The organism is Caulobacter sp. GW822-FHT07D08, assembly GCF_058798735.1.
Genome location: NZ_JBXAKU010000003.1, coordinates 180,173 through 204,754 on the forward strand (window position 1 = coordinate 180,173; position 24,582 = coordinate 204,754).

Annotated in this window: 27 protein-coding genes; 18 read left to right on the forward strand and 9 right to left on the reverse strand. The window is 67.6% G+C overall.

Translation table 11 applies throughout. From position 1 onward, the window contains the following. Positions 1 to 5 precede the first annotated feature (5 nt). The 8 genes from AC1RJ9_RS07440 to AC1RJ9_RS07475 all read left to right on the forward strand — a co-directional run bounded on the left by AC1RJ9_RS07440 (position 6) and on the right by AC1RJ9_RS07475 (position 6,881). A complete protein-coding gene (locus tag AC1RJ9_RS07440; protein ID WP_492838851.1) occupies positions 6 to 362 on the forward strand; it encodes a YciI family protein in 357 nt (118 codons plus the stop codon). 103 nt (positions 363 to 465) lie between these two features. Then, positions 466 to 1,251: a dienelactone hydrolase family protein gene (locus AC1RJ9_RS07445; protein ID WP_492838849.1), complete on the forward strand. Its 786-nt coding sequence runs from the start codon at positions 466 to 468 to the stop codon at positions 1,249 to 1,251. A gap of 109 nt (positions 1,252 to 1,360) precedes the next feature. Beyond that, positions 1,361 to 1,858 carry a 30S ribosome-binding factor RbfA gene (gene rbfA, locus AC1RJ9_RS07450; RefSeq protein WP_492838848.1) on the forward strand — a complete coding sequence of 166 codons (498 nt, stop codon included), beginning with the start codon at positions 1,361 to 1,363 and terminating at the stop codon, positions 1,856 to 1,858. Positions 1,859 to 1,860: 2 nt separating this feature from the next. Continuing rightward, positions 1,861 to 2,793 (forward strand): tRNA pseudouridine(55) synthase TruB, encoded by a 933-nt coding sequence (gene truB / locus AC1RJ9_RS07455; RefSeq protein ID WP_492838846.1) that lies wholly within the window; start codon positions 1,861 to 1,863, stop codon positions 2,791 to 2,793. A gap of 14 nt (positions 2,794 to 2,807) precedes the next feature. Beyond that, positions 2,808 to 3,077 (forward strand): 30S ribosomal protein S15, encoded by a 270-nt coding sequence (gene rpsO, locus AC1RJ9_RS07460; protein WP_099581985.1) that lies wholly within the window; start codon positions 2,808 to 2,810, stop codon positions 3,075 to 3,077. Positions 3,078 to 3,390: 313 nt separating this feature from the next. Further along, the gene (gene pnp / locus AC1RJ9_RS07465) at positions 3,391 to 5,529 is read left to right on the forward strand and encodes a polyribonucleotide nucleotidyltransferase (protein ID WP_492838843.1); all 2,139 of its coding nucleotides are present in this window, start codon (positions 3,391 to 3,393) and stop codon (positions 5,527 to 5,529) included. A gap of 126 nt (positions 5,530 to 5,655) precedes the next feature. Beyond that, the gene (locus AC1RJ9_RS07470) at positions 5,656 to 5,919 is read left to right on the forward strand and encodes a hypothetical protein (RefSeq protein WP_492102370.1); all 264 of its coding nucleotides are present in this window, start codon (positions 5,656 to 5,658) and stop codon (positions 5,917 to 5,919) included. A gap of 125 nt (positions 5,920 to 6,044) precedes the next feature. Continuing rightward, positions 6,045 to 6,881 carry an alpha/beta fold hydrolase gene (locus tag AC1RJ9_RS07475; RefSeq protein WP_492838841.1) on the forward strand — a complete coding sequence of 279 codons (837 nt, stop codon included), beginning with the start codon at positions 6,045 to 6,047 and terminating at the stop codon, positions 6,879 to 6,881. Positions 6,882 to 6,926: 45 nt separating this feature from the next. On the opposite strand, the gene AC1RJ9_RS07480 is transcribed toward AC1RJ9_RS07475, so the two are convergent. The 4 genes from AC1RJ9_RS07480 to AC1RJ9_RS07495 all read right to left on the reverse strand — a co-directional run bounded on the left by AC1RJ9_RS07480 (position 6,927) and on the right by AC1RJ9_RS07495 (position 9,098). Then, positions 6,927 to 7,439 (reverse strand): DsbE family thiol:disulfide interchange protein, encoded by a 513-nt coding sequence (locus tag AC1RJ9_RS07480; RefSeq protein ID WP_492838840.1) that lies wholly within the window; start codon positions 7,437 to 7,439, stop codon positions 6,927 to 6,929. Further along, positions 7,436 to 7,618: a heme exporter protein CcmD gene (gene ccmD, locus AC1RJ9_RS07485; protein WP_492838838.1), complete on the reverse strand. Its 183-nt coding sequence runs from the start codon at positions 7,616 to 7,618 to the stop codon at positions 7,436 to 7,438. Before ccmD ends, AC1RJ9_RS07480 begins: the two co-directional genes overlap by 4 nt. Next, entirely contained in the window at positions 7,615 to 8,358 is a 744-nt protein-coding gene (ccmC, locus tag AC1RJ9_RS07490; RefSeq protein ID WP_492838837.1) for a heme ABC transporter permease CcmC, read from the reverse strand. The genes ccmD and ccmC overlap by 4 nt, the downstream gene beginning before the upstream one ends. A 107-nt stretch (positions 8,359 to 8,465) precedes the next feature. Continuing rightward, positions 8,466 to 9,098 carry a Spy/CpxP family protein refolding chaperone gene (locus AC1RJ9_RS07495; protein ID WP_492838836.1) on the reverse strand — a complete coding sequence of 211 codons (633 nt, stop codon included), beginning with the start codon at positions 9,096 to 9,098 and terminating at the stop codon, positions 8,466 to 8,468. A 239-nt stretch (positions 9,099 to 9,337) separates the two neighbouring features. On the opposite strand from AC1RJ9_RS07495, the gene AC1RJ9_RS07500 reads away from it, so the two are divergent. After that, positions 9,338 to 10,231, forward strand: a complete 894-nt coding sequence (locus AC1RJ9_RS07500) for a DMT family transporter (RefSeq protein ID WP_492838835.1) — start codon at positions 9,338 to 9,340, stop codon at positions 10,229 to 10,231. 112 nt (positions 10,232 to 10,343) lie between these two features. Here AC1RJ9_RS07500 and ccmB read toward each other — a convergent pair whose 3' ends face one another. After that, positions 10,344 to 11,009 (reverse strand): heme exporter protein CcmB, encoded by a 666-nt coding sequence (ccmB, locus tag AC1RJ9_RS07505; RefSeq protein ID WP_492838834.1) that lies wholly within the window; start codon positions 11,007 to 11,009, stop codon positions 10,344 to 10,346. Further along, positions 11,006 to 11,635, reverse strand: a complete 630-nt coding sequence (gene ccmA / locus AC1RJ9_RS07510) for a heme ABC exporter ATP-binding protein CcmA (RefSeq protein WP_492838833.1) — start codon at positions 11,633 to 11,635, stop codon at positions 11,006 to 11,008. Before ccmA ends, ccmB begins: the two co-directional genes overlap by 4 nt. A gap of 183 nt (positions 11,636 to 11,818) precedes the next feature. Here ccmA and acnA point away from each other — a divergent pair, with 183 nt between their 5' ends. The 3 genes from acnA (at position 11,819) to AC1RJ9_RS07525 (ending at position 16,311) form a co-directional block, all read left to right on the forward strand. Further along, the gene (acnA, locus tag AC1RJ9_RS07515; RefSeq protein ID WP_492838831.1) at positions 11,819 to 14,509 is read left to right on the forward strand and encodes an aconitate hydratase AcnA; all 2,691 of its coding nucleotides are present in this window, start codon (positions 11,819 to 11,821) and stop codon (positions 14,507 to 14,509) included. A gap of 167 nt (positions 14,510 to 14,676) precedes the next feature. After that, positions 14,677 to 15,408, forward strand: a complete 732-nt coding sequence (locus AC1RJ9_RS07520) for a DUF1223 domain-containing protein (protein ID WP_492838829.1) — start codon at positions 14,677 to 14,679, stop codon at positions 15,406 to 15,408. Between the two features lie 570 nt (positions 15,409 to 15,978). Then, positions 15,979 to 16,311 (forward strand): DUF2794 domain-containing protein, encoded by a 333-nt coding sequence (locus AC1RJ9_RS07525; protein WP_492838828.1) that lies wholly within the window; start codon positions 15,979 to 15,981, stop codon positions 16,309 to 16,311. 3 nt (positions 16,312 to 16,314) lie between these two features. On the opposite strand, the gene AC1RJ9_RS07530 is transcribed toward AC1RJ9_RS07525, so the two are convergent. Beyond that, positions 16,315 to 16,659 carry a hypothetical protein gene (locus tag AC1RJ9_RS07530; RefSeq protein ID WP_492838827.1) on the reverse strand — a complete coding sequence of 115 codons (345 nt, stop codon included), beginning with the start codon at positions 16,657 to 16,659 and terminating at the stop codon, positions 16,315 to 16,317. 138 nt (positions 16,660 to 16,797) lie between these two features. After that, on the reverse strand, positions 16,798 to 17,550 hold the full coding sequence (locus AC1RJ9_RS07535; RefSeq protein ID WP_492838826.1) for a Bax inhibitor-1/YccA family protein: 753 nt from the start codon (positions 17,548 to 17,550) through the stop codon (positions 16,798 to 16,800). A 246-nt stretch (positions 17,551 to 17,796) separates the two neighbouring features. Between AC1RJ9_RS07535 and AC1RJ9_RS07540 the strand changes: the two genes are divergently transcribed. The 6 genes from AC1RJ9_RS07540 to AC1RJ9_RS07565 all read left to right on the forward strand — a co-directional run bounded on the left by AC1RJ9_RS07540 (position 17,797) and on the right by AC1RJ9_RS07565 (position 23,743). Continuing rightward, entirely contained in the window at positions 17,797 to 18,864 is a 1,068-nt protein-coding gene (locus AC1RJ9_RS07540) for an aldo/keto reductase (protein ID WP_492838825.1), read from the forward strand. Positions 18,865 to 18,877: 13 nt separating this feature from the next. Next, positions 18,878 to 19,414: an RNA 2',3'-cyclic phosphodiesterase gene (thpR, locus tag AC1RJ9_RS07545; protein ID WP_492838824.1), complete on the forward strand. Its 537-nt coding sequence runs from the start codon at positions 18,878 to 18,880 to the stop codon at positions 19,412 to 19,414. 914 nt (positions 19,415 to 20,328) lie between these two features. Next, a complete protein-coding gene (murJ, locus tag AC1RJ9_RS07550; protein ID WP_492837806.1) occupies positions 20,329 to 21,972 on the forward strand; it encodes a murein biosynthesis integral membrane protein MurJ in 1,644 nt (547 codons plus the stop codon). Positions 21,973 to 22,004: 32 nt separating this feature from the next. Then, on the forward strand, positions 22,005 to 22,052 hold the full coding sequence (locus AC1RJ9_RS07555) for a hypothetical protein (protein WP_370450218.1): 48 nt from the start codon (positions 22,005 to 22,007) through the stop codon (positions 22,050 to 22,052). 90 nt (positions 22,053 to 22,142) lie between these two features. Further along, a complete protein-coding gene (gene trpS / locus AC1RJ9_RS07560; protein ID WP_492837805.1) occupies positions 22,143 to 23,192 on the forward strand; it encodes a tryptophan--tRNA ligase in 1,050 nt (349 codons plus the stop codon). Between the two features lie 47 nt (positions 23,193 to 23,239). After that, positions 23,240 to 23,743: a universal stress protein gene (locus tag AC1RJ9_RS07565; protein WP_492837804.1), complete on the forward strand. Its 504-nt coding sequence runs from the start codon at positions 23,240 to 23,242 to the stop codon at positions 23,741 to 23,743. Positions 23,744 to 23,783: 40 nt separating this feature from the next. Here AC1RJ9_RS07565 and AC1RJ9_RS07570 read toward each other — a convergent pair whose 3' ends face one another. Further along, complete coding sequence (locus AC1RJ9_RS07570) at positions 23,784 to 24,482, reverse strand: ribonuclease T2 (protein ID WP_492837803.1); 699 nt, start codon at positions 24,480 to 24,482, stop codon at positions 23,784 to 23,786. Positions 24,483 to 24,582: the final 100 nt, after the last annotated feature.

Consider the following 24,582-nt stretch of genomic DNA (forward strand, 5'->3'; position numbering starts at 1 on the left):
GCGCGATGCGGTTCATGGTGTTGCTGAAGGTCGAAACCGACGTCGGGCCGGAACTGGGCCAGGCCATGCGGAACTATGACGCCGAACTCGTCAGGGCCGGCGTGGCGGACCGGGCGAGGCTGTCGGCCCGCGGCGCGCGGATGGAAGCCGACGCCTCCGCTGAAGGTCGAACCCTGGCCGGCTTTTGGGTCTTCGATGTCGCCTCGCGCGAGGACGCCGCCGCCTGGGTGCGCCGTTGTCCCGCGCCGGCGGACGGTTCGGCCGAGATCGAGATCCGCCTGCTGCTTGAGCCGGGCGATCTCTCCGAACGTCCCGAGCCGGGCAGGCCGCGGCCCGCCTGGAAGCGGGCGATGGCCTTCTGATCCTGACCGGGAGCCTTTTGCTTTGACGCATTTTCCGACGCCGAACCGGTATCCACTTCGTCGGAAAATGCTCTAGCCTTCTCGAAACAAAGAGGGGGCGGGCATGGCTGACGACGGGCTGTCGGGATTCGAGCGCTTCGAGTTCGACGACGGGCGCTGGACGCGCGAGGTCTACAAGATCGGCTCCGGGCCGGCGGTGATCGTCATCCACGAGGCGCCGGGCCTGCATCCGGGCGTGCTGGCCTTCGCCCGCGACCTGGCCGCCTCGGGCCTGACCGCCTATTGCCCCAGCCTGTTCGGCAAGCCCGCCAAGCAAGTCACGCGCGGCTATGCGATCGGGGAGATCCTCAAGAACATCTGCGTGCGCCGCGAGTTCAGCGTCTGGAAGGATGGCCGCTCCAGTCCGATCGTCGACTGGCTGCGGGCCCTGGCCCGCAAGGCGCACGAGGACTGCGGCGGCAAGGGCGTCGGCGCGGTCGGCATGTGCTTCACCGGTGGCTTCGCCCTGGCGATGATGACCGAACCGGCCGTGGTGGCCCCCGTGCTGTCCCAACCCTCCCTGCCGCTGAAGGACAAGGGCGGCCTGGACTGCTCGGCCTCCGAGCTGGCCTGCGCCAAGCGGCGGTTCAAGGACGAGGATCTGTCGCTGCTGGCCCTGCGCTTTTCCGCCGACAAGCTGGTGCCCGATGCCCGTATCGCGCGGCTGAAGGCCGAGTTCGGCGACAAGGTCGAGGTGGTCGAGCTGGATGACGCGGACGCCGCGCCGGGCGTGCCCATGGCCCCGCACTCGGTGCTGACCCTGCACCTGCACCGCTCGGTCCCGGACAGCGGGTCGATGAAGGCGCGGGACAAGGTGATCGCGTTCTTCAAGGATCGGGTTGGAGCCTAGAGAAGGGGCGGGGCTGGACTTCCGCCGCTTACGCGCCTAGACACCCGCCTCCGATTTTCCCCGCGCACCGGCGTTCGATCCGCCGGCCGGGCCACAAGGATTCCGCGCCATGAAGCGCCTCTCGGGCCCCAAGAAGGCCGAAACCAAGAAGGCCTCCCCGACGGGCCCTTCGCAACGCCAGCTCCGCGCCGGCGAACTGATCCGCCATGCCCTGGTCGATGTCTTCCGCGAGGAAGGCCTGGCCGATCCGGTGCTGGTCAACGTCTCGTTCACGGTGTCGGAGGTGCGGATGAGCCCCGATCTGCGCCACGCCGTCTGCTTCGTCGAACCCCTCGGCGCCGGCTTGAAGGGCGAGGCTGGCCGCGGGGACGAGGACATCAAAGAGGTCATGAAGGCCCTGAACCGGGGGGCCAGCTTCCTGCGCGGGCGCCTGGGCAAGGTGATCGACATGAAGTTCACGCCGGACCTGAAGTTCATCCACGACGAGAGCTTCGGCGCCGCCGCCTACATGGACCGCCTGTTCGACGACCCGCGCGTGCAGCAGGACGTGCGCACCCTCGCGGACGTCGCCGGCGAAGACGATCAGGGCCATGGGGACGAGCACTAGGCATGGCTCGCCGCAAGAAGGGTGACGCCGTCTCGGGCTGGATCTGCCTGGACAAGCCCTACGACCTGACCTCGACCACGGCCGTCAGCCGGGTGCGCCGCGCCTTCAACGCCCAGAAGGGCGGCCATGCCGGCACGCTGGACCCGCTGGCCACGGGGATCTTGCCCATCGCCCTGGGCGAGGCGACCAAGACCGTCCCGTTCCTGATGGACGCCGACAAGGCCTATCGCTTCACCATCGCCTGGGGCCGCGACACCACGACCCTGGACCGCGAGGGCGAGACGACCGGAACCTCCGACGTGCGGCCGACCCGCGAGCAGGTCGAAGCCGCCCTTCCCGCCTTCATCGGCGAGGTCGACCAGGTCCCGCCGAACTTCTCGGCCATCAAGGTCGACGGCGAGCGCGCCTATGACCTGGCGCGTGACGGGGTCGAGTTCGAGCTGCCGACCCGCAAGATCAAAATCCACGACCTCCGGATCGCCGACATTCCCGATCCCGATCACCTGACCCTGGAGATGGAATGCGGCAAGGGCGCCTATGTCCGGGCCGTGGTCCGGGACCTGGCCAAGGCGCTGGGAACCTGCGGTCACGTCGCCGAGCTGCGCCGGACGCGGGTGGGCGACTTCGCCGAGGCGACCGCGATATCGCTGGAAACCCTTGAGAATTTGAGCTATGAGGCCCGGCTGTCGGAGGCATTGCTTCCGGTCGAGACCGCGCTGGACGACATCCCGGCGTTGGCCGTGACCGACGAAGACGCCTTCCGGCTTGCACAGGGACGCGCCATCGTCCTGCTTCCGAGGCAGGTTGAAACGCTGAAAGCCGAGCTCACGCCCGGCGATCGCACCGTTTCCGCCATGTCCGGCGACAGGTTGGTGGCCCTGTGCGAGATGCGCGCCGGGAAGCTCAATCCGGTGCGGGTCTTCCAACTCACCTGAGCGGAGACAACCCGATGTCGATCACCATCGAGCGCAAAGCCGCTCTTATCGCCGAACACGCCCGCACCACTGGCGACACCGGCAGCGCTGAAGTCCAGGTCGCGATCCTCTCGGAACGCATTTCGAACCTGACCGAGCACTTCAAGACGCACAAGAAGGACAACCACAGCCGTCGTGGCCTGCTGAAGCTGGTTTCCCAGCGTCGCCGGCTTCTCGACCACCTGAAGAAGTCCGACGCCGGTCGCTATCAGGCCCTGATCGAAAAGCTGGGTCTGCGTCGCTAAGGCACAATTCGGCCGCTCTGCTTTCGTAGAGCGGCCGAATGCTTTTTTGGAGCGTGCCGGTCGAGCTGGTTTGCCGAAAGTGGTTTCCGGCTTCGATATTCGTCACGCGACAAGTCTAAGCCTTCGTTTCGAGACAGGCCGAAACGAAAGGTCGCCGCGGGTCCGCTGTATGCGCGATCTGAACACGTAAGCCGGAGATCACGATCTCCGGACGCCTGTCGAACTGGATGAGGAAATCTCGGGACCGCCCTTCGGCCGCCCGCCCCTGTCCGTCCTGAAGGAAATGGGTCCTTCGGAACCGAAAGAAGCAAAAATGTTCGATATCAAGCGCAAGACGATCGAGTGGGGCGGCAAGACGCTGGTCCTCGAAACCGGTCGCATCGCCCGTCAAGCCGACGGCGCCGTTCTGGCCACCATGGGCGAAACCGTCGTCCTGGCCACCGCCGTGTTCGCCAAGAAGGCGAAGCCCGGTCAAGATTTCTTCCCGCTGACGGTCAACTATCAGGAAAAGACCTTCGCGGCCGGCAAGATCCCCGGTGGCTTCTTCAAGCGTGAAGGCCGTCCGTCGGAAAAGGAAACCCTGGTTTCCCGCCTGATCGACCGTCCGATCCGTCCGCTGTTCGTCAAGGGCTTCAAGAACGAAGTCCAGGTCGTCGTCACCGTGCTGCAGCACGACCTCGAGAACGATCCCGACATCCTGGGCATGGTCGCCGCCTCGGCCGCCCTCGTCCTGTCGGGCGCCCCGTTCATGGGCCCGATCGGCGCCGCGCGCGTCGGTTACGTTGACGGCGCCTACGTGCTGAACCCGACGCTCGACGAGCTGAAGGAAAGCAAGATGGACCTCGTCGTGGCCGGCACCGCCGACGCCGTGATGATGGTCGAATCGGAAATCCAGGAGCTCTCGGAAGAGATCGTGCTGGGCGGCGTCAACTTCGCCCACAAGGAAATGCAGACGGTGATCGACGCGATCATCGACCTGGCCGAGCACGCCGCCAAGGAGCCCTTCGACTTCCAACCGGAAGACACCGACGCCCTGAAGGCCGAAGTGAAGAAGGCCGTCGGCAAGGATCTGGCCGAAGCCTACACCATCCGTGGCAAGGCCGAACGCGTCGCCGCCCTGGGCGCCGCCAAGACCAAGGCCATCGAGACCTTCGCCAAGAGCGACACCAACCCGGCCGGCATCGACCCGCTGAAGCTGGTCTCGGTCTTCAAGGAACTGGAAGCGGACATCGTCCGTCGCTCGATCCTCGACACCGGCATCCGCATCGACGGCCGCGACGTCCGCACCGTCCGTCCGATCCTGGGCGAAGTCGGCATCCTGCCGCGCACCCACGGTTCGGCCCTGTTCACCCGCGGCGAGACCCAGGCGATCGTGGTCGCCACCCTGGGCACCGGCGACGACGAGCAGTTCATCGACGCGCTGGAAGGCACCTACAAGGAATCCTTCCTGCTGCACTACAACTTCCCTCCTTACAGCGTCGGTGAAACCGGCCGTATGGGCAGCCCGGGCCGCCGCGAAATCGGCCACGGCAAGCTGGCCTGGCGCGCTCTGCGCCCGATGCTGCCGGCCAAGGAAGACTTCCCCTACACGATCCGCCTGGTCTCGGAGATCACCGAGTCGAACGGCTCGTCCTCGATGGCCACGGTCTGCGGTTCGTCGCTGGCCATGATGGACGCCGGCGTGCCGCTGATCCGTCCGGTCTCGGGCATCGCCATGGGCCTGATCCTGGAAAAGGACGGCTTCGCGGTTCTGTCGGACATCCTGGGTGACGAAGATCACCTGGGCGACATGGACTTCAAGGTCGCCGGCACCAGCGAAGGCCTGACCTCGCTGCAGATGGACATCAAGATCGCCGGCATCACCCCGGAGATCATGAAGCAGGCCCTGGCCCAGGCTCACGAAGGCCGCGCCCACATCCTGGGCGAAATGAACAAGGCCATGGACGCCCCGCGTGAAGACGTCGGCGACTACGCGCCGAAGATCGAGACCATCACCATCCCGACCGACAAGATCCGCGAAGTGATCGGCACCGGCGGCAAGGTGATCCGCGAGATCGTCGCCACCACCGGCGCCAAGGTCGACATCAACGACGAAGGCGCCGTGAAGGTCTCGGCCTCGGACGGCGCCAAGATCAAGGCCGCGATCGACTGGATCAAGTCGATCACCGACGAAGCCGAAGTGGGCAAGATCTACGACGGCAAGGTCGTGAAGGTCGTCGATTTCGGCGCCTTCGTGAACTTCTTCGGCGCCAAGGACGGCCTCGTCCACGTCAGCCAGATCAGCAACGAACGCGTCGCCAAGCCGTCGGACGTGCTGAAGGAAGGCCAGATCGTCAAGGTGAAGCTCCTGGGCTTCGACGATCGCGGCAAGACCAAGCTGTCGATGAAGGTCGTCGATCAGGAAACTGGCGAAGACCTGTCCAAGAAGGAAGCGGCGGCCGAAGAAGCGTAAGCTTCTTCAGCTTCCATTCCGGACGCTATCAGGCGGGCGGCTCCGAAAGGGGCTGCCCGTTTTGCGTTTTGGCTTTTCATAGTTCTCTCTTTGTTCCATTCTGAATTGCGGAACAGGAGGCGAGCGATGGCCGACCATGTCGTGCAGTGCGGAGCGTGCCGCGTCGATGTCCAGGTCGTGCGAGAGGGCGATGGTTTTGCCGCGCGCTGTCCGGCCTGCGCCCGGACCGCGCCCAAGGATGAGGCCATCCGGGTGGCCCGCAGTTCTCTGATCGACGTCGTCATGCGCGATCTCGACGAGAACCTGCGGGAAATCGTCCGCGCCAGTCCGATCGTCGGCTACCAGCCGGCCCAGCGCTACGACTGGGTGCTCAAGGGCGTCGGCGGATAAAGTTCAAAATCAGAAACGATGGGTTTGCATAGTTTCCATATCCGCGATGATCGTCCGCGTTCATTCTCTCCTCATCGGAACAACGGGACGGGCCAGACGGCCTCCCAGTCAGAGGGAAAACGGACATGAGCAGCGGCTATTTCACCACCAGTGACGGCGCCCAGATCTTCTTCAAGGACTGGGGTTCGAAGAGCGCCCAGCCGATCGTCTTCCACCATGGCTGGCCGCTGTCGTCGGACGACTGGGACGCGCAGATGATGTTCTTCCTGGCCAAGGGCTATCGCGTCATCGCCCATGACCGTCGCGGCCACGGCCGGTCCAGCCAGACCGACACCGGTAACGAGATGGACACCTACGCCGCCGACGTCATCGCCCTGGCCAAGCATCTGGACCTGAAGAACGCCATCCACATCGGTCACTCGACCGGCGGCGGCGAGGTCGCCCACTACGTGGCCCGGGCCGAGCCCGGCCGTGTCGCCAAGGCCGTGCTGGTCGGCGCCGTGACGCCGCTGATGCTGAAGACCGAGACCAATCCGGGCGGCCTGCCGCTGGAGGTGTTCGACGGCTTCCGCAATGGCACGGCCAATGACCGCGCCCAGTTCTTCCGCGACGTCGCCGCCGGCCCGTTCTACGGCTTCAACCGCGAGGGCGCGCGGGTCAGCCAGGGCGTGATCGACAACTGGTGGCGCCAGGGCATGATGGCCGGCGTCAAGGCGCTGTACGACTGTGTGGCGGCCTTCTCGGAAACCGACTTCACCGAGGATCTGAAGGTCATCGATGTGCCGGTGCTGGTGCTGCACGGCGAGGACGATCAGGTCGTGCCGATCGACGCCTCGGCCCGCCAGGCGATCAAGCTGCTGAAGAACGGTCAGCTGATCACCTATCCGGGCTTCCCGCACGGCATGGCGACCACCGAGGCCGAGACGATCAACAAGGACCTGCTGGCCTTCATCCAGGGCTGAGGCCGACGCTCTGGGGCCGCGTCCTTCCTTCGGGAAGGGCGCGGTCTAGCGGGCCTTCTTCAGCAGGTCCTCGGCCGCGTCGGGCGTCAGCGGGCCGGTGTGTTTGGCCAGGATCGTGCCGTCCGAGCCCACCAGATAGGTCTCCGGCACGCCGGTGACGCCGAACTCCAGGCCCGCGCGGCCGTCGCGGTCGACCAGCCGCTCGGCGAAGGGATCGCCCAGGCGGGTCAGAAAGGCCTGGGTGTTGGCCGGCGCGTCCTTGTAGGCGATCCCCACCACCTTCACGCCCTGGGCCTTGAGGGCCATCAACTGCGGGTGCTCGACCTCGCAGGGGGCGCACCACGAGGCGAAGAAGTTGACCAGGATCGGGCCGTCCGTTGTGGCCCGGATCGGGGCCGGGCGGCCGCTGTCCAGTTCGGGCAACGACAGGGCCGGCATCGGCTTGCCGACCAGGGCGTGCGGCTGGACGTGCGGATCACGCTTCAGGGCGAAACCCGCGAACAGGGCCGCGAGGGCGATCAGGATGATCAGCGGCGTGAAGGCCAGCCAGCGCCTCACGGCCCAACACCTTCTTGGCCGACCTCGTTCAACTCGGCCTGCAGGCGTTCGGCCTCGCGCTTCCACCGGCGGGTCGTCAGCAGGCTGTCGGCGATCATCCAGGCGAAAGCCGCCGCCGAGATGGCGAAGGCGGGCCACAGATAGACGGCGTACTTGCCGGCGTCGAAGTCGAAGCTCATCGCGCGCCCTCCGCCAGCTTCATGGCCAGGCTCCGGGCCTTGCGCCGCCACACCAGGCCGCGGATGCGGACCAGCCACAGCGCGCCGAAGCCGCCGAGATAGGCCAGGCCCATCAGGACGGCCGGCCAGGCGTAGATGGCCGGCAGGCCGTCGCCATCCTTGGCCATGAAGGTCGAGGAGCCCTGGTGCAGGGTGTTCCACCACTCGACCGAGAACTTGACGATCGGCAGGTTGATCAGGCCGACCAAAGCGAGGATCGCGGCGGCGCGGGCGGCCTTCTGCTCATCTTCCAGAGCCCCCCGCAGGGCCATGTAGCCGAGATAGAACAGCAACAGCACCAGCACCGAGGTCAGACGCGCGTCCCACACCCACCAGGCGCCCCACATCGGCTTGCCCCACAGCGAGCCGGTGATCAGGGCCAGGGCCGTATAGGCCGCGCCGATCGGGGCGCAGGCCTGGGCGGCGAGGTCGGCCAGGGCCTGGCGGAAAACCAGGGCCAGGAAACTGGCCGCGCCTAGGCAGACATAGATGAAGATGGCCAGCGAGGCGGCCGGAATGTGGATGAACATCATCCGCACCGTGTCGCCTTGCTGATAGTCCTCGGGGACCAGGAAGGTCATGACCAGGCCGGCGATCCCGGCGAGGGCCGACAGCGCGCCCAGCCACGGCGCGGCCCACCGCGAGAAGGCCATGAACCGCTCGGGGTTGGTCAGGAAATCGAACGTGTGGCGCGCGTCCATATCGGCTGCTTAGAGCGCGGCGAGAGCGCGGGCAATGGTCGTATCGTTACTGAAGAGGAGAAGGCGCGTCGGTTGCAGGCCCGACGCGCCTTCGTGCTCGGTCGGGGTCAGCCGACCTTGCGCTGGATGACGACCCTACGGTCGTCGCTTTTGATCATCGGGCCGCGGGTTTCGAAGCGACGCACGAAGACGCGCTGATCGCCTTCGCCCTCGCCCATGCCCAGGATGTCGAAGGTCTTCTGCTGGGCCGGAGTCAGGGCGGTGTAGAAAGCGCGGGTGGCTTCCGCGCGCGTCTTCATGGCGTCGGCGGCCTTGGTCACGCGGTCCAGGCGCTCCAGGGTGGTCAGCGGCTTGCGCTCGGCCCATTCGCCCCCCTCGCGCTTGGAGTCGCCGTCCTTCTTGTCGTTCTTGGAGACTTGGCGCTTCTCGATGACGGTCTTGGGCGTGGTGGCCTCGACATAGGCTTTCAGGGCGCCGTCCTGGTCGCCGCGCAGCTGCAGGATGTCGCGCAGGCGCTGGGCGCGCTTTTCCGGGTCGGCGTGGCGGTCCTGGCGCATGAACATCATGTCCGGACCCATCGCCATCATCATGTCCATCGGGGGCATGGGAGGCAGGGGCGCTTCCGGCGGCGGCGGCGGGGCGGGCGGGGCCGGAGGCGGCGGAACCTGGGCCAGGGCCGCGCCGGCGAGAAGGGTTGTGGCAGCCCCTGCAAACGCCAGGCGGGTAAGGGTTTTACGCATGGTTGTGAGCTCCCTGTCGTATGATGGCGAGAGCTTGGCCATCGGGATATGGCGCGAAAATGTCAGAAAACATGAACAATGTTCCATGTTTGACGAAGTCCGCGAAAGGTTCCGTGTTTGCGCTCAAGCTGGCGTGCTTTATGTCAGCTGCCAGTTCCGGGATCGTCGTGATCTAGAGGACGCCGGTCCCGCCGTGCGTCCGCGCCGGTCTGCCCGCGTTTCCGGCCCGGAGTCCTTTTATGAAGTCGATCGCTTTCGTCGCCCTGGCGCTGGCGGGACTGTGCTGGGGCCTGGGCTTTCCGACCGGCAAGTTGATCCTGACCGAGATGGACGCGGCCCATATGGTGCTGCTGCGCTTCGTGGTCGCCGCCCTGGCCGCCGCGCCGTTCGCCCTGCGCTCGCCCGAGGTCCGGGCCCTGTTCAAGTCGCCGGTCGTGCTTCTGGCGGGCGTGCTCTACGGCGTGGCCTTCATGGTCCAGTTCGAGGGCCTTGCCCATGTCAGCGTCACGGTCGCGGCCCTGCTGGTCGGCGCCATGCCGGCTCTGATCGCGGTCAGCGCCAAGGTGCTGGGCGAGAAGGTTTCGCGGATGTCTTGGGCGGGCGTGGCGGCGGCGACCCTGGGCGCGGCCCTGATCGCCGGCAAGCCGGATGGGGCCAGCTCGCCGCTGGGCGTGGCGTTGTCGCTGGGCGCGCTGTTCCTGTTCCTGGCCTGGCTGCTGACCCTGCGCCGCGCGCCGAAGGCCCCGAACGCCATGGCCATCCCGGCGGTGTCGATCATCATCGCGGCCGCGACCGTCCTGCCGATCGCCTTCGTCATGCACGGCCCGCCGAAACTGACCCTGAGCGCCCCGGTCTGGACCGCGATCCTGGCCCAGGGCGTCCTGGCCACTCTCCTGGCCACGGCCGCCTGGCAATATGGCGCGGCCCGCGTCGGCGCGGCCAGCGCCGGGGTGTTCATCAATATCGAGCCGCTGATCGGCGCCTGCTGCGGCGTGCTGCTGTTCGGCGACCACCTGACCGCGGCGTTGTTCGCCGGCGGCCTGCTGATCATCGGCGGTTCTCTGGCGGTGGTGCTGGGTGAGAAGAAGGCCGCGCTGGGCGACATCCAGGCGACGGTGGCGCCGACTCCCTGAAAACTGTCATCCCGGCCAAGCGCGGAGCGCGCCGAGCCGGGACCGCCGGAAGCTCCGAGCCTGTCGCGGTCCTGGGTCGTAGCTGCGCTTCGCCAGGGATGACATGTTTGGCTCAATCCAAGGCGTTCCGGCAGGCCGCGCCCATGGCCAGCGGCGACAGGGCGATCGCGCCGACGCAGTAGGCCAGCAGCAGCAGCAGCCCGCCGGTCCACGGCAGGCCGGCCGAATAGCCGTCCAGCGCCCCGGCTCCGAAGATCACCGGCGGGGCGAACAGCGGCAGGACGATCACCGCCACCAGCAGGCCGCCGCGCTTGCTGCCCAGGGCTAGCGCCGCGCCGAGACCGCCGAGGAAGGCGAAGGCCAGGCCGCCGGCCAGGGCGCACAGCACCAGCAGCGGCATGACCTTGAGATCCGCGCCCAGCATCAGCGCCGCGATCGGCGCGGCGAGCGCGAGCGGCGCGCCGGTGGCCAGCCACTGGGCCAGGCACTTTGCTACGGCGACGGCCTCCAAGGGCGCGGGACCCAGGGCCAGCAGGTCCAGGGTCCCGTCCTCGTAGTCGCGCTCGAACAGGCGCTCCAGCGACAGCAGCGCCGCCAGGGCCAGGGCCAGCCAGGCGATCCCGGGCGCGATGGCGGCCAGGCGCTCGGGCGCTCGGCCCGAGGCCATCGGCAGCAGCACCACGACGCAGGCGTAGAAGGTCAGGGCCAGCAGCGGCCCGCCGCCCTTGCCCCAGGCCAGGGCCAGTTCCCGCCGCAGGAGGATGCCGAAGCCTTTCATCGCCCGGCTCCTTCCATTCCAATGGGCACCGACCGGGTCGGGATCGGCAGCGGATCGTGCACCGAGGCCAGGATCATGCCGCCACCGGCCAGATGCTCGGCCATCACCTGGCCGAACGCGGCGCGCTGGCCCGCGTCCAGCGGGGCCATCGGCTCGTCCAGCAGCCATAGCGTCCGCGGACTGGCCGCCAGCCGCGCCAGGGCCAGGCGGCGGCGCTGGCCGGCCGACAGGCGGCGGACTTCCAGGTCCAGCAGGCGATTGAGGTCGAAGCGCTTGGCCGCCGCCCGGGCGTTATCCTCGGTTCCGCCGGTCCACAGCGTCTGGAAGCGCAGCTCCTCCCAGGCCGTCCGGCTGGACTTCAGCCCGTCCTGGTGGCCCAGCAGGTGCAGGTGCTCGGCCCGCGCGGTGTCGGCCTCGATCGGTCCGGTCTCGCTCTCGAAGGCGATCGTTCCTTCGGCGGGGCGCAGCAGTCCCGCCACGGCCCGCAAAAGGCTGGTCTTGCCGGCCCCGTTGCGGCCCATCAGCACCGCCGCCTCGCCGGCGCGCAGCGTCAGATCCAGGCGCGAAAACAGCGTGCGCTCGCCCCGCGTGATCGCCAGTTCCTTAATGAGAACAACTCTCAACACGTCAAGACCCCGCGCGCGACATGGACGTTCGACGACGGCGGCGCTAATAAGCGCGCGGTCGTCCCCCTCCAGTCGTTTTGGGTGGTACGCGGCGCGGAGGCGGAACCTGTGTGTCCCTTTCGATCAGCGCGTGATCCCGGGAGCGGTTTTCGGACGGCCGTGGACAGAGAAGGATCCTTGAGCATGGCGTCTGTTGACAGCCTGAAAGCCCGCCGCGAACTGAAGGTCGGCAACAAGTCTTACGTCTATTACAGCCTTCGCGCCGCTGAGGAAGCCGGTCTGACCGGAACTTCGTCGCTACCGGTGTCGATGAAGGTGCTGCTGGAGAACCTGCTCCGCAACGAAGACAGCGTTTCGGTGTCGGAAGACGACCTGAAGGCCGTCGCCGCCTGGCTGCAGAACAAGGGCTCGGTCGAGCACGAGATCAGCTTCCGTCCGGCCCGCGTGCTGATGCAGGACTTCACCGGCGTTCCCGCCGTCGTCGACCTGGCCGCCATGCGCGACGCCATGGTCGCCCTGGGCGCCAACCCGGCCAAGATCAACCCGCTGAACCCGGTCGATCTGGTCATCGACCACTCGGTGATGGTCGACAACTTCGGTAACCCGAAGGCCTATGACGACAACGTCAAGCGCGAGTATGAGCGCAACATCGAGCGCTATCGCTTCCTGCGCTGGGGTTCGTCGGCGTTCAACAACTTCCGCGTCGTGCCGCCCGGCACCGGCATCTGCCACCAGGTGAACCTGGAATATCTGGCTCAAACGGTCTGGACGAACGAAGTCGACGGCGATGAAGTCGCCTATCCCGACACCGTCGTCGGCACCGACAGCCACACCACCATGGTCAACGGCCTGGCCGTCCTGGGCTGGGGCGTGGGCGGCATCGAGGCCGAGGCCGCGATGCTGGGCCAGCCGATCCCGATGCTGATCCCGGAAGTCATCGGCTTCAAGCTGACCGGCGCCATGCCGGAAGGCGCGACCGCGACCGACCTGGTGCTGACCGTCACCCAGATGCTGCGCAAGAAGGGCGTGGTCGGCAAGTTCGTCGAATTCTACGGCGACGCCCTGGCCAACCTGACCCTGGAAGACCAGGCGACGATCGCCAACATGGCCCCGGAATACGGCGCCACCTGCGGCTTCTTCCCGATCTCGGCCTCGACCGTGGCCTATCTGAAGGGCACCGGCCGCACGCCCGAGCGCGTCGCCCTGGTCGAAGCCTACGCCAAGGAACAGGGTCTGTGGTGGGAGCCGGGCACGCCCGAGCCGACCTTCACCGACACGCTGGAACTCGACCTGTCGTCGGTGCTCCCGTCGCTGGCCGGCCCCAAGCGCCCGCAAGACCGCGTCCTGCTGTCGGAAGCCTCCTACAAGTTCCAGGAATCGCTGGCGGGCGAGTTCGGCAAGGCCGATCAGCCTGACCTGCGCGCCCCGGTGGAGGGTGAAAACTTCGACGTCGGCCACGGTGACGTGGTCATCGCCGCCATCACCTCGTGCACCAACACGTCCAACCCCTCGGTCCTGATCGCCGCCGGCCTGGTGGCCAAGAACGCGGTGGCCAAGGGCCTGAAGGTCAAGCCGTGGGTGAAGACCTCGCTGGCCCCCGGCTCGCAAGTCGTCACCGACTATCTGGCCAAGGCTGGCCTGACCAAGCACCTCGATGCGCTCGGCTTCAACCTCGTGGGTTATGGCTGCACCACCTGCATCGGCAATTCGGGCCCGCTGCCGGAAGCCATCAGCAAGACGATCAACGACAACGACCTGGTCGCCTGCTCGGTGCTGTCGGGCAACCGCAACTTCGAAGGCCGCGTGAACCCGGACGTGCGCGCCAACTACCTGGCCTCGCCGCCGCTGGTGGTGGCCTACGCCCTGGCCGGCACGATGAAGATCGACCTGGCCACCCAGCCGATCGGCCAGGACAAGAAGGGCAACGACGTCTTCCTGAAGGACATCTGGCCTTCGAACGAAGACATCGCGACCCTGCAGCGCAAGGCCATCAACGAGAAGATGTTCGCCACCCGTTACGGCGACGTCTTCAAGGGCGACAAGAACTGGCAGGGCATCAAGGTGACCGGCGGCCAGACCTACGCCTGGGAAGGCGACTCGACCTACGTCCAGAACCCGCCGTACTTCCCCGACATCTCGATGACCCCCACTCCGGTCACCGACATCGTGGAAGCCCGCATCCTGGCCGTGTTCGGCGACTCGATCACCACCGACCACATCAGCCCGGCCGGTTCGATCAAGACCTCCAGCCCGGCCGGTCAGTACCTGATCGACCACGGCGTCCAGCCGGTGGACTTCAACGGCTACGGCGCCCGCCGCGGCAACCACCAGGTCATGATGCGCGGCACGTTCGCCAACATCCGCATCCGCAACAAGATCACCCCGGAGATCGAAGGCGGCGTGACCAAGCACTTCCCGACCGGTGAAGTGATGCCGATCTACGACGCGGCCATGAAGTACCAGGCCGAAGGTCGTCCGGCGGTCGTGTTCGGCGGCAAGGAATACGGCACCGGCTCGTCGCGCGACTGGGCCGCCAAGGGCACCAAGCTCCTGGGCGTCCGCGCGGTGATCTGCGAAAGCTTCGAGCGCATCCACCGCTCGAACCTGGTCGGCATGGGCGTGCTGCCGCTGCAGTTCGTCCAGGACGGCTGGCAGAAGCTGGAGCTGACCGGCGAGGAGATCGTCTCGATCCGCGGCCTCACGGACCTCGCGCCGCGCAAGCAGCTGATCGTCGAGCTCTATCGCCCGACCGACGGCCGCATCGCCCGCTTCCCGGTGCGCTGCCGCATCGATACGCCGACCGAGCTTGAGTACTTCAAGAACGGCGGCGTGCTGAACTACGTGCTGCGCAACCTGGCCAAGTCGGCTAGCTAAGCGAAGCGTTCAGGCGCACGAAAAAGGCGGCCGGCTCCCTCGGGGGTCGGCCGTTTTCGTTGGAGGAGCGCGTGACAACGATGTCTCCACCTTTTCTCCCCATGACCGACGCTATTCACGGCCTCGTGAACGGCTATCTCGGGCGTTCTTGGCTTAAGTGACCCGCAATGCGTAAGGCCGCCCTCTCCCTGCTCGCCCTGGCCCTGTCCGGCGTCGCCATCTCCCTGTCTTGGGGGCCCGCCGCGTGGGCCGCCAAGCCGCCGGTGGTGGTCGAGCTGTTCACGGCCCAGGGCTGCTCGTCCTGCGGCAAGGCCAACCAGCTGGCGGCGGATCTTTCCAAGCAGGACGGCGTCCTGGCCCTGACCTATTCGGTCGACTACTGGGACTATCTCGGCTGGAAGGACACCTTCGCCAAGCCGAGCTTCGCCGAGCGCCAGCGCGCCTACGCCAAGAAGTTCGCCCTGCGCGACGTGCCCACGCCCCAGATGGTGGTGGGCGGCCGCGTCCAGGTGTCGGGCGCCAAGGCCGAGGCGGTCGAGGGCCTGGTCAAGACCGCCAGGCGCTCGCCCATCGATCCGCCGGACATGCAGTTCGTCGGCAAGACGCGCGTCGCCGTCGGTTCGGGTCCGGCGCCGCGCGGCGGGGCCGAGGTCTGGCTGGTGCGCTACGACCCGCGCGAACAGGACATCGCCGTCAAGCGCGGCGACAACAAGGGCCAGACCCTGGTTCACCGCAATGTGGTGCGCGAACTGGTCAAGCTGGGTCCCTGGGCAGGCCGGCCCAAGCTCTATCGCCTGCCGGCCTCGACCGACGACGGTCTGGAGAGCGTGGTCTTGGTGCAGGGCGCCAAGGGCGGCCGCATCCTGGGCGTGCTGGAAACCACCACCCCCGAGCGCTGAGGTCTCTGAACTTCAAGAGCCCGTCAAAAGAAAACCCGCGTGGCCGGAGGGGACGGGCCACGCGGGTTCCTTTGCATGCCGACGAGAAGCGTCTCGTGACCGGGCGGGCTGGGGGGGCTGGACAGGAACCCGGTCCGCTCTTCGTCGACACATCCCTTATCGCCGCCCAAACAGGCGAGGACTGGACCAAACAAAGGTCGTTTCTGGGCGGGCTGTGTCATGGATGAGACACGTCATGGATGAGGCGCGCGCGCAAAAAAGCCCGCGCGGCAGGGGGGATCCGCGCGGGCTCATTTGGGGGAGGGGATATAGAGTTTGTCGGCTGACCGGCCCGCGATCTGGGGGGCTGGGGGGGGCTGTTCAGGATCCTGGACCACAGGGTGTCCGATCAGCCGACAATCACTTTATCGACCCGCAAACAGGCGGGCGAACGACCGAAATAAGGTCATATCGGGGCGCAGCATGGCCGTGGCGTGTCTTTTTGGCCGGGCGTGACCGGCGTGACACGAAGGCCGGGGTTTCGTGGCGCCAGGCTGTTCCAATCGTCCGATTTGGGATTAGATTCCGCCGATGGCCTTGGAATCCCAATCCGCGCCCGTCGGCGGCGTCGTCTTCTTCGAACGGCGCGAGCTGGATCAGCTGATGCGCCTGTACGGCCGCATGGTGGCTGCCGGCGAGTGGCGCGACTACGGCATCGCCGGCCTGTCCGACCACGCCGTCTTCTCGATCTTCCGCCACACGGCCGAAGCGCCGCTCTATCGGGTCGAGAAGCGTCCGGCCCTGGCCCGCAAGCAGGGCGCCTGGGCGGTGACCGGCCAGGGCGGCCAGATCCTCAAGCGCGGCCACGAACTGGCCCAGGTGCTGCGGGTGTTCGAGAAGGGCAAGTTCTCGGTCGTCGACTGACCGCTAAAACGAGAAACCCAGCTTGGCGCCGACGAAGCGGCCTTCATTGTCGTAGCCCCGCGCGGCGCCCACCCCGCTGGTGTCGGCGCTGGGCTGGATGCCGCACAGAACCCCGATCCCGCCCGAGACTCCGCCCTCGCGCCGCTCGATCGCCGTCCGGGCCACGCCGCGCGGCAAGGGCGGCCGCGCCTGGGCGTAACGCAGCTCCACCGGACCGACGGGCTTGAGGTTCAGGGGCGTGGAGAGGTTCGGGGTCTTGGCGACCGGCGGATAGGCCGGGAGCGTCGTCTCGGCATGGGCGCCGATGGCGAACAGCAGTGCGGCGGTCAGGGCGAGGGTTCGGATCATGGTCGTCTCCATCCCCGACACTGTGGGCGCGATGCGGTCAAAGAAAAAGCCCCGGCGGTTTCCCGCCGGGGCTTCGTCGTTTCGATCTCGGTTCTTTCCAGTCTCCGGTCCGCCCCTTCGGTCGGACCGGTGGCCGTCTTAGCGACGGCTGCCCAGGATGCTGAGCAGGAATTGGAAGAGGTTGATGAAGTTCAGGTAGAGGTTCAGCGCGCCATAGTTGGTGGCCACGGCCATCGACTGCTGCTCGCCGCCCAACTGGTAGTAGGTCATCTTCAGGCGCTGGGTGTCGTAGGCGATCAGACCCGCGAAGATCAGCACGCCCAGGACGCTGATGATGAAGCTCAGGCCCGGCAGGTGCAGGAACATCTGGACCAGCGAAGCCAGCACCAGGCCGATCAGGCCCATGATCAGGAAGCTGCCGAGACCGGTCAGGTCCTTCTTGGTGGTGTAACCCACCAGGCTCAGACCGCCGAAGGCGATGGCGGTGATCAGGAAGGTCGAGGCCACCGAGGCGCCGGTATAGGCCAGCAGCCACACGCCCGCGCCCGCGCCGATCGACGCGACCAGGGCCCAGTAGAGGATGCCCGACGAACGCGCCGTCGGGTTCTTCATGGCGAACATGGCCACCAGCATCATGGCCAGCGGCGCGAAGCGGACGATGGTGCCCAGCATGGTGAAGCCGGCCAGGCGGCCGTCCGGGGTCAGCACGTACAGCTGGCTGGCGACCGGCGTATAGGCGCTGGTCAGGAAGGCCAGGCCGGCCGACAGCAGGAGGCCCAGCGCCACCTTGTTGTAGACGCCGAGCATGAAAGTACGCAGGCCGGCGTCAACCGACATGTCGGCGCGATCCGCCGGGATCGAGCGCGCGTAGCCGCGGTTGAAGTCGTTCATCGAAGTAAGCCCTTGAGCTAGAGCGTCCACGGTGGACGCTAGACGAATATCGGGTGTCGCGACCGGTCGCGCAATCCCCTCACGAAAGTGTTCATGGTATGCGTTCGTGAAGGGGCCGGTTCCCTGACGCGGCCATCGACGCGTCTTGCGGTGACGCGATGACAGCCCTTAGAACGCTTGCCTGACAAAGCTTGCCCAATGGGGCGCCAAGAAACCCGCCCAATAGGGCGAAAGAGGGGCTCGCCCATGCAGTACGTCAAGCTCGGCCGCACCGACGTGTCGGTCTCGCGCTGCTGCCTGGGCACCATGACCTGGGGCTCGCAGAACACCGAGGCCGAGGCTCACGAACAGATGGACTACGCGCTCTCGCGCGGCGTGACCTTCTGGGACACGGCGGAGATGTACGCCAGCCCGCCCAGCCCCGAGACCCAGGGACGCACCGAGCAGTATATCGGCACGTGGCTGGAAAAGACCGGCAAGCGCCACGAGATCGTGCTGGCCTCCAAGGTCGCCGGCCAGGGCGCGGCCTTCGGCGGCCTGTCGTGGATGCGCAAGGACGGCGCGACCACGCGCCAGACCAAGGCCCAGATCGACGAGGCCGTCGAGGGCTCGCTGCGCCGCCTGAAGACCGACTATCTCGACCTCTACCAACTGCACTGGCCCGACCGGAAAGTGCGGGTGTTCGGCGGCCAGTCCTACCGGGACTACGAGCAGGACTTCGAAGCGTTCGGCGACATCCTCGAGGCGCTGGACGCCCACGTGAAGAAGGGCTCGATCCGCCATGTCGGCGTCTCGAACGAGTTCCCCTGGGGCGTGATGAAGTTCCTGGCCGAGAGCGAGACCCCAAAGAACGGGGGTGGGGGCCTGCCCCGCATCGCCTCGATCCAGAACGCCTACCACCTGGCCAACCGCACGTTCGAGTTCGGCCTGGCCGAGATCGCCATGCGCGAGCAGGTCGGCCTGCTGGCCTATTCGCCGCTGGCCCAGGGCCAGTTGACCGGCAAGTACCTGGACGGCGGCCTGCCCGAGGGCTCGCGCAAGGCGCTCTACAACCGCATGCAGCGCTATGAGGGCCCGGGCGCGGTGGAGGCGTTCCGCGCCTATGTCGCGCTGGCCAAGGCCAACGGCCTGGACCCGGCCCAGCTGGCGCTGAAGTTCTGCGATGCGCGCCCGTTCGTGACCGCCACGATCATCGGCGCCACCTCGATGGCCCAGCTGAAGACCGACATCGACGCCTTCGACCTGACCTGGACCGACGAGCTGGAAAAGGCCGTCAACGACATCCACGCCCGCCAGCCCAATCCCTGCCCGTAACGCTTATCGGCCAATGATCCGCCTGTTCACCGCCATCGCCATCCCGCCGGAGATCGGTCAGGGCCTGCTCTCGCGCCAGCACGGGATCGAGGGCGCGCGCTGGCGGCCGCTGGCGGCCTTCCACATCACGCTGAAGTTCATCGGCGACGTGCAGGAGCCGGTGGCCGCCGAGCTGGACGAGGCGCTGGCCGAGATCGCCGCGCCGGCCTTCGACCTGGAGCTGGCTCGCGTGGGCCATTTCGGCGAGGGCGCCGACCTCCACGCCGTCTGGGCCGGGGTCGAGGACGGCGCGCCGCTGCGCCGCCTGCAGAAGGCCCATGAGCGCGCCGCGCGGTCGGTGGGGCTCCAGCCCGAGAGCCGCCTCTACACCCCCCACGTCACCCTGGCCTATCTGAAGCGCGCCTCGGTCCAGGAGGTCGGCGCCTGGATCCAGGCCAACAACCTGCTGCGCTCGCCGGCCTTCCCGGTCGACCGCTTCGGCCTCTATTCCAGCTGGCAAACCAGCGAAGGCTCGGCCTACCGGCTGGAACGGGAATACCCGCTGGGGTGAAGGAGGGTTGGTGATCCCGAGACCCCATAACCGTCGTCATTCCCGCCCTTGTGGCGGGAACCCCTCTGTCCGCCGCAAGGGCGGAGGTGTGGCGGGCCGGCCCGCCAAGGCGTCTCACGTGTCAGCTGAACCAGGAGTTCCCGCCACAAGGGCGGGAATGACGGTTGTTTGTGGGGATTGAGGGCGCTGTATCCCCGGTGTTCACGGCGCCGAACCCCACGAAATCAACGGCTTCCCACTTTTTCACACCCCTGAATGATCCGCGTTGAATCCGCCGCGATACTCAATGCGTCCCCGTCGCGGGGGAGGGCGTTTGGATCCGGCCCAAGACGGCGGCGGGGATAGGTTGAGCGGGGCCGCTGGCGGTTCCTGGAGGTTCGAAAGTCGCCCCGTCCGTACTCTTTAGGCGGATCGGTTGGCGAACGGGCGGTCTTCGGGATCAAAGCCATCAGCGGAGCGACAGGGCGGTGATCGTACAAGCCGCCTATCGTGGATCGTCGGGGTCGAGACGGATGTAGCCGATCGACTTGGTCCGCGCCCGTCCGGGGGCTAGTGGGGTCCCGAGCTGAAAGACGCTCACGCCCCCCATCCTCACGGGCAAGAACAGCCTGGCGGAGCGGACTCGCGAGCCGAAACACAAACAAACCCTCACGGTCTCCGGGTTCGCCCGGCCGCTCCGTCGCCTCCCCATACATCTTCAGCGGCCGCGCCGCGTGAAGCCGCCAAGCCGTGCCGGCTCAGCACAGGCCCCCACCTGACCTGCTCACGCAGGTCTGTCCGCCCCCAAGCGGGGCGGAGAGGGAACCGCGTCCTCTTCTCTCTCCTCCCCTCTTGGGGGAGGGGGACCGGCGGAGCCGGTGGAGGGGGGCAGCGCCACCCTTGACGCCCCTCGCCCGAGACCCCAGAAGCCGCTGGTGACCGACGCCGTTCCCCCCGCCTCCGCCGATACGCCGCCCGCGCCCCCTCCCGCGCCAAAGACGGGCGGGCTGCTCAAGTCGTCGGCGATCTATTCCGGCCTGACCCTGGTCAGCCGGTTCATGGGCTTCGCGCGCGATCTCGCGGTCTCGTACCGAATGGGGGCCAGCGCCACCCCGGCGGCCGACGCCTACAACGCGGCCTTGGCCTTCCCGAACCTTTTCCGCCGGTTCTTCGCCGAGGGCGCCTTCGCGGCGGCCTTCGTGCCGGCCTACGCCAAGTCGCTGCAGCGCGACGGCGAGGAGAAGGCCGACATCCTGGCCGCCGACGCCATGGCGACCCTGGCGGCCTCGACCATCCTCATCACCGTCGTCTGCCAGCTGGCCATGCCGTGGCTGATGATGCTGATCAGCCCGGGCTTCGGCTGGGGCACCGAGAAGTACAAGCTGGCGGTGCTGCTGACCCAGATCACCATGCCCTACCTGCCCTGCATGGCGATCGTGGCCCACCTGTCGGGGGTGTTGAACGCCCGCGACCGCTTCATTCTGTCGGCCGGCGCGCCGATCCTGCTGAACCTCTGCACCCTGGCGTTCATCCTGCCGCAGAGCACCGCGATCGACGCGGCCCGCTGGGGCTCGATCGGCGTCGTGGTCGCCGGTGTCGCGCAAGCCGCCCTGCTGACCTGGGGTGTCAACAAGTCCGGCGCCAAGGTCCACTGGCGGCTGCCGCGCCTGACGCCGGAAGTGCGCGAGCTGATCGGCAAGGCCATCCCCGGCGCCCTGGCGGCCAGCGCCACCCAGGTCAACATCTTCATTTCCGGCAACCTGGCCAGCCACGTGCCGGGCGGCCGCACCTGGCTGGCCACGGCCGACCGACTCTACCAGCTGCCCCTGGGCCTGGTGGGCGTGGCCATCGGCGTGGCCCTGCTGCCGCGCCTGTCGCGGGCCGTGCATTCGGGCGACCGCGCGGACGCCCAGAGCGCCATGGACCAGGGGATCACCCTGGCCATGGCCCTGACCCTGCCGGCCGCGGCGGCCCTGATCGCCATGCCCGGCTTCCTGTCGGACGGCCTCTATACGCGTGGCCAGTTCACCGCCTTCGACGCCAGCCAGACGGCGGCGGCGCTGTTCTTCTACGGCCTGGGCACCCCGGCCTTCGTGCTGCAGCAGCTCTATTCGCGGGCCTTCTTCGCGCGCGGCGACACCAAGAGCCCGATGCGGTTCGCCCTGATCTCGGTGGCGGTGAACATCGCCTTCGGCGTGGTCCTGTTCCAACTGGTCGGGGTCAAGGGCATCGCGGCGGCCACGGCCATCGCCTCGTGGATCAATGTCGGCCAGATGGCCTGGGCGCTCTCGGCCAAGAAGGAATATGGCCCCTCGTCGCGGACCTGGTCGCGATTGGCGCGGATCCTGACCGCCAGCCTGGGCATGGGCCTGTTGCTGGCCGCCGCCGCGCATTATCGCGACCTGATCGAGGCGCCGTTGCGCGGCCTTGGCCTGACCGGCCACGCCATCGGCGCCAAGGAGTTCGCCCTGGCCCTGACCTGCCTGGCCGGCGTGGCGGTCTATCCGCCGCTGCTGTTCCTGTTCGGCGGGGTCAAGCCGGCCGAACTGAAGGCGGTGCTGCGACGTGGCAAGGCTTGATCCATGCCCGCGAGGAGGCTAACCAGCGGGGCATGGCTCCGATCGGTCCCCTCGCGCCGCGATGGCGCGGCTCTTTCTGACTTCGATCATCGCGCGCTCCTCCCTGGGGCGCGAGAAGCGCGTTTCCGCGCCCGCCATCCGTCTCGAATTCGACAACAAGGCTTAAAGCCATGACCGACCAAGCTCCCGTCGACCCGGGCCCCATCGCCTATACGGGTCCCGCCCGCGTGCTCTCGGGCGTCCAGCCCTCCGGCGCCCTGCACCTGGGCAACTATCTCGGCGCGCTGGTGAAGTTCAGCCGCCTGCAACACGAGATCGACACCTTCATCTTCGTGGCTGACCTGCACGCCATCACCGTCTGGCAGGACCCGGCGGCCCTGGCCCAGCAGACCCGCGAGATCGCGGCCGCCTACATCGCCTCGGGCCTGGACCCGGACAAGGCGACGATCTTCCCGCAATCGGCCGTGCGCGAGCACGCCGAGCTGGCCTGGATCTTCCAGTGCGTCGCCCGCCTCGGCTGGCTGGACCGCATGACCCAGTTCAAGGAGAAGAGCGGCAAGCACAAGGAGCGCAGCTCGGTGGGTCTCTACACCTATCCGGTGCTGCAGGCGGCCGACATCCTGATCTACAAGGCCACCCAAGTGCCGGTCGGCGAGGACCAGAAGCAGCACCTGGAGCTGACCCGCGACATCGCCCAGAAGTTCAATCACGACTACGGGGCGCCGGGCTTCTTCCCGCAGCCGGAGCCGCTGATCCAGGGTCCGGGCGCGCGGGTGATGAGCCTGCGCGACGGCGCGGCCAAGATGAGCAAGTCCGACCCGTCGGACTATTCGCGCATCAACCTGACCGACGACGCCGACACCATCGCCGCCAAGATCAGGAAGGCCCGCACCGATCCGGAACCGCTGCCGGAAACCCTGGAGGAGCTGACCGCCCGCGCCGAGGCCGACAACCTGGTCGGAATCTTCGCGGCGCTGGCCGGCCGGACCAAGGCCGAGGTGCTGGCCGAGTACGCTGGCAAGGGTTTCGGGACCTTCAAGCCGGCCCTGGCCGAGCTGGCGGTCGAGAAACTGGCCCCGGTCGGCGACAAGATGCGCGGCCTGCTCGGTGACCCGGCGGTGCTGGACGCCATCCTGGCCAAGGGCGCGGCCAAGGCCTCCGAGGCCGCCGCCCCGACCCTGGCCGAGGTCAAGAAGCTGGTCGGCTTCTGGGGGGCCTAGTTCTTGGGGGACTTGAGGTTGGCGATGAAGCGGCGTCATCTCGCGAAATGACCGACGCCGCTTCATCCAACGCCTTGGGCAGCCGCCGCAAGTTCCTGGTCGTCGCCGACGACTCGCCGGAGTTCGCGGCGGCGCTGAAATACGCCTGCCGCCGCGCCCGCTCGACCGGCGGTCACGTGGCGCTGCTGAAGGTGATCTCTCCCGCCGAGTTCGAGCACTGGAGCGGCGTGCGCGAAGAGATCGAACGCCAGGAGCGCGAGGAGGCCGAGGCCCTGCTGCAGAGCCTCGCCGGTCAGGTGGTCGCCGCCACCGGCCTGCCGCCCGAGTTCATCATCAAGCACGCCGACGGCGTCCGCACGGCGCTGAAGCAGGTCATCGCCGCCGACCCGGCCATCAAGATCCTGATCCTGGCGACCTCCACGGCCGGCCGGGGCCCCGGCCCCCTGATCTCGGCCATCGCCAAGGAAGGCGTCGGCTTCGCGGGGCGCAAGCTGCCCGTCACCGTGGTGCCAGGCGACCTGACCGACGCGGAGATCGAAGCGCTGGCCTAGAGCCCGTCCCGTTGGGCGGCTCCATCTGAACGGGACAGCTCTAGCCCCGCGGCGTCACCCGCACCGGCGAGGCGTCCGGCGCGCCGTTGCCGCCGCGGCAGGCGGCGGGCTTGAACTTCAGGTCCAGGCAGACCCAGACCTCGGTCAGGCGGCCGTCCTTGACTCGGATATTGAGACCCTCGCGGGTCATGCCCCTGTTGCGCTTGAGGAAGGCGTCGCGGATCTGGCCGGCGGTCATGGTCTCGCCGACGGGCGCCAGGTCGGGAACGTTCAGGCCCTTGCGGACCTTCTGGGCCTTTTTGAAATAGGCCTCGGGGCTGTCCCAGTTGCACGTGCCGTGCGCCTGCCACTCGTGCTGCAGCAGCCAGGGCGAAGGGGTCATGCAGAGATTGGCCTTCACCGTCGCCGGGCTCATCGGCGGGCTGGGTTTGCAGTAGCGCGGGTGGACCTTGTCAGGCCCGTTCGGCCACAAGCCGTGCACCGTGAAGCCGAAGCGGTTGTTCTGGCACTGGATGACCTTGTCGGACTCCGCAATGCCGGCGCGGCAAGCCTCGGGCGACCAGAACAGCGCCAGCAGATAGGCGGCGATCGGCACGTTGGTGTGGATCTCGTCGGCCGGAGGCGCCTCGGCCGGGGCGGGGGTTACAACGGGCGGGACCGCGCAGGCCTTCAGGTTGGAGGCCTGGGCGCCGGTCGCAAGCGCGAGGATGGCGAAAGCGGTGGCGAGGGCGGTCTTCATCATGAACTCCGGAACAGCGGCGCGGATAGGGACCCGCGGCGGCGGCGGCGTCAAGAAACCCTTTGGCGACGCCTAGGACGCGCCTCGGTGGCCATCCGCA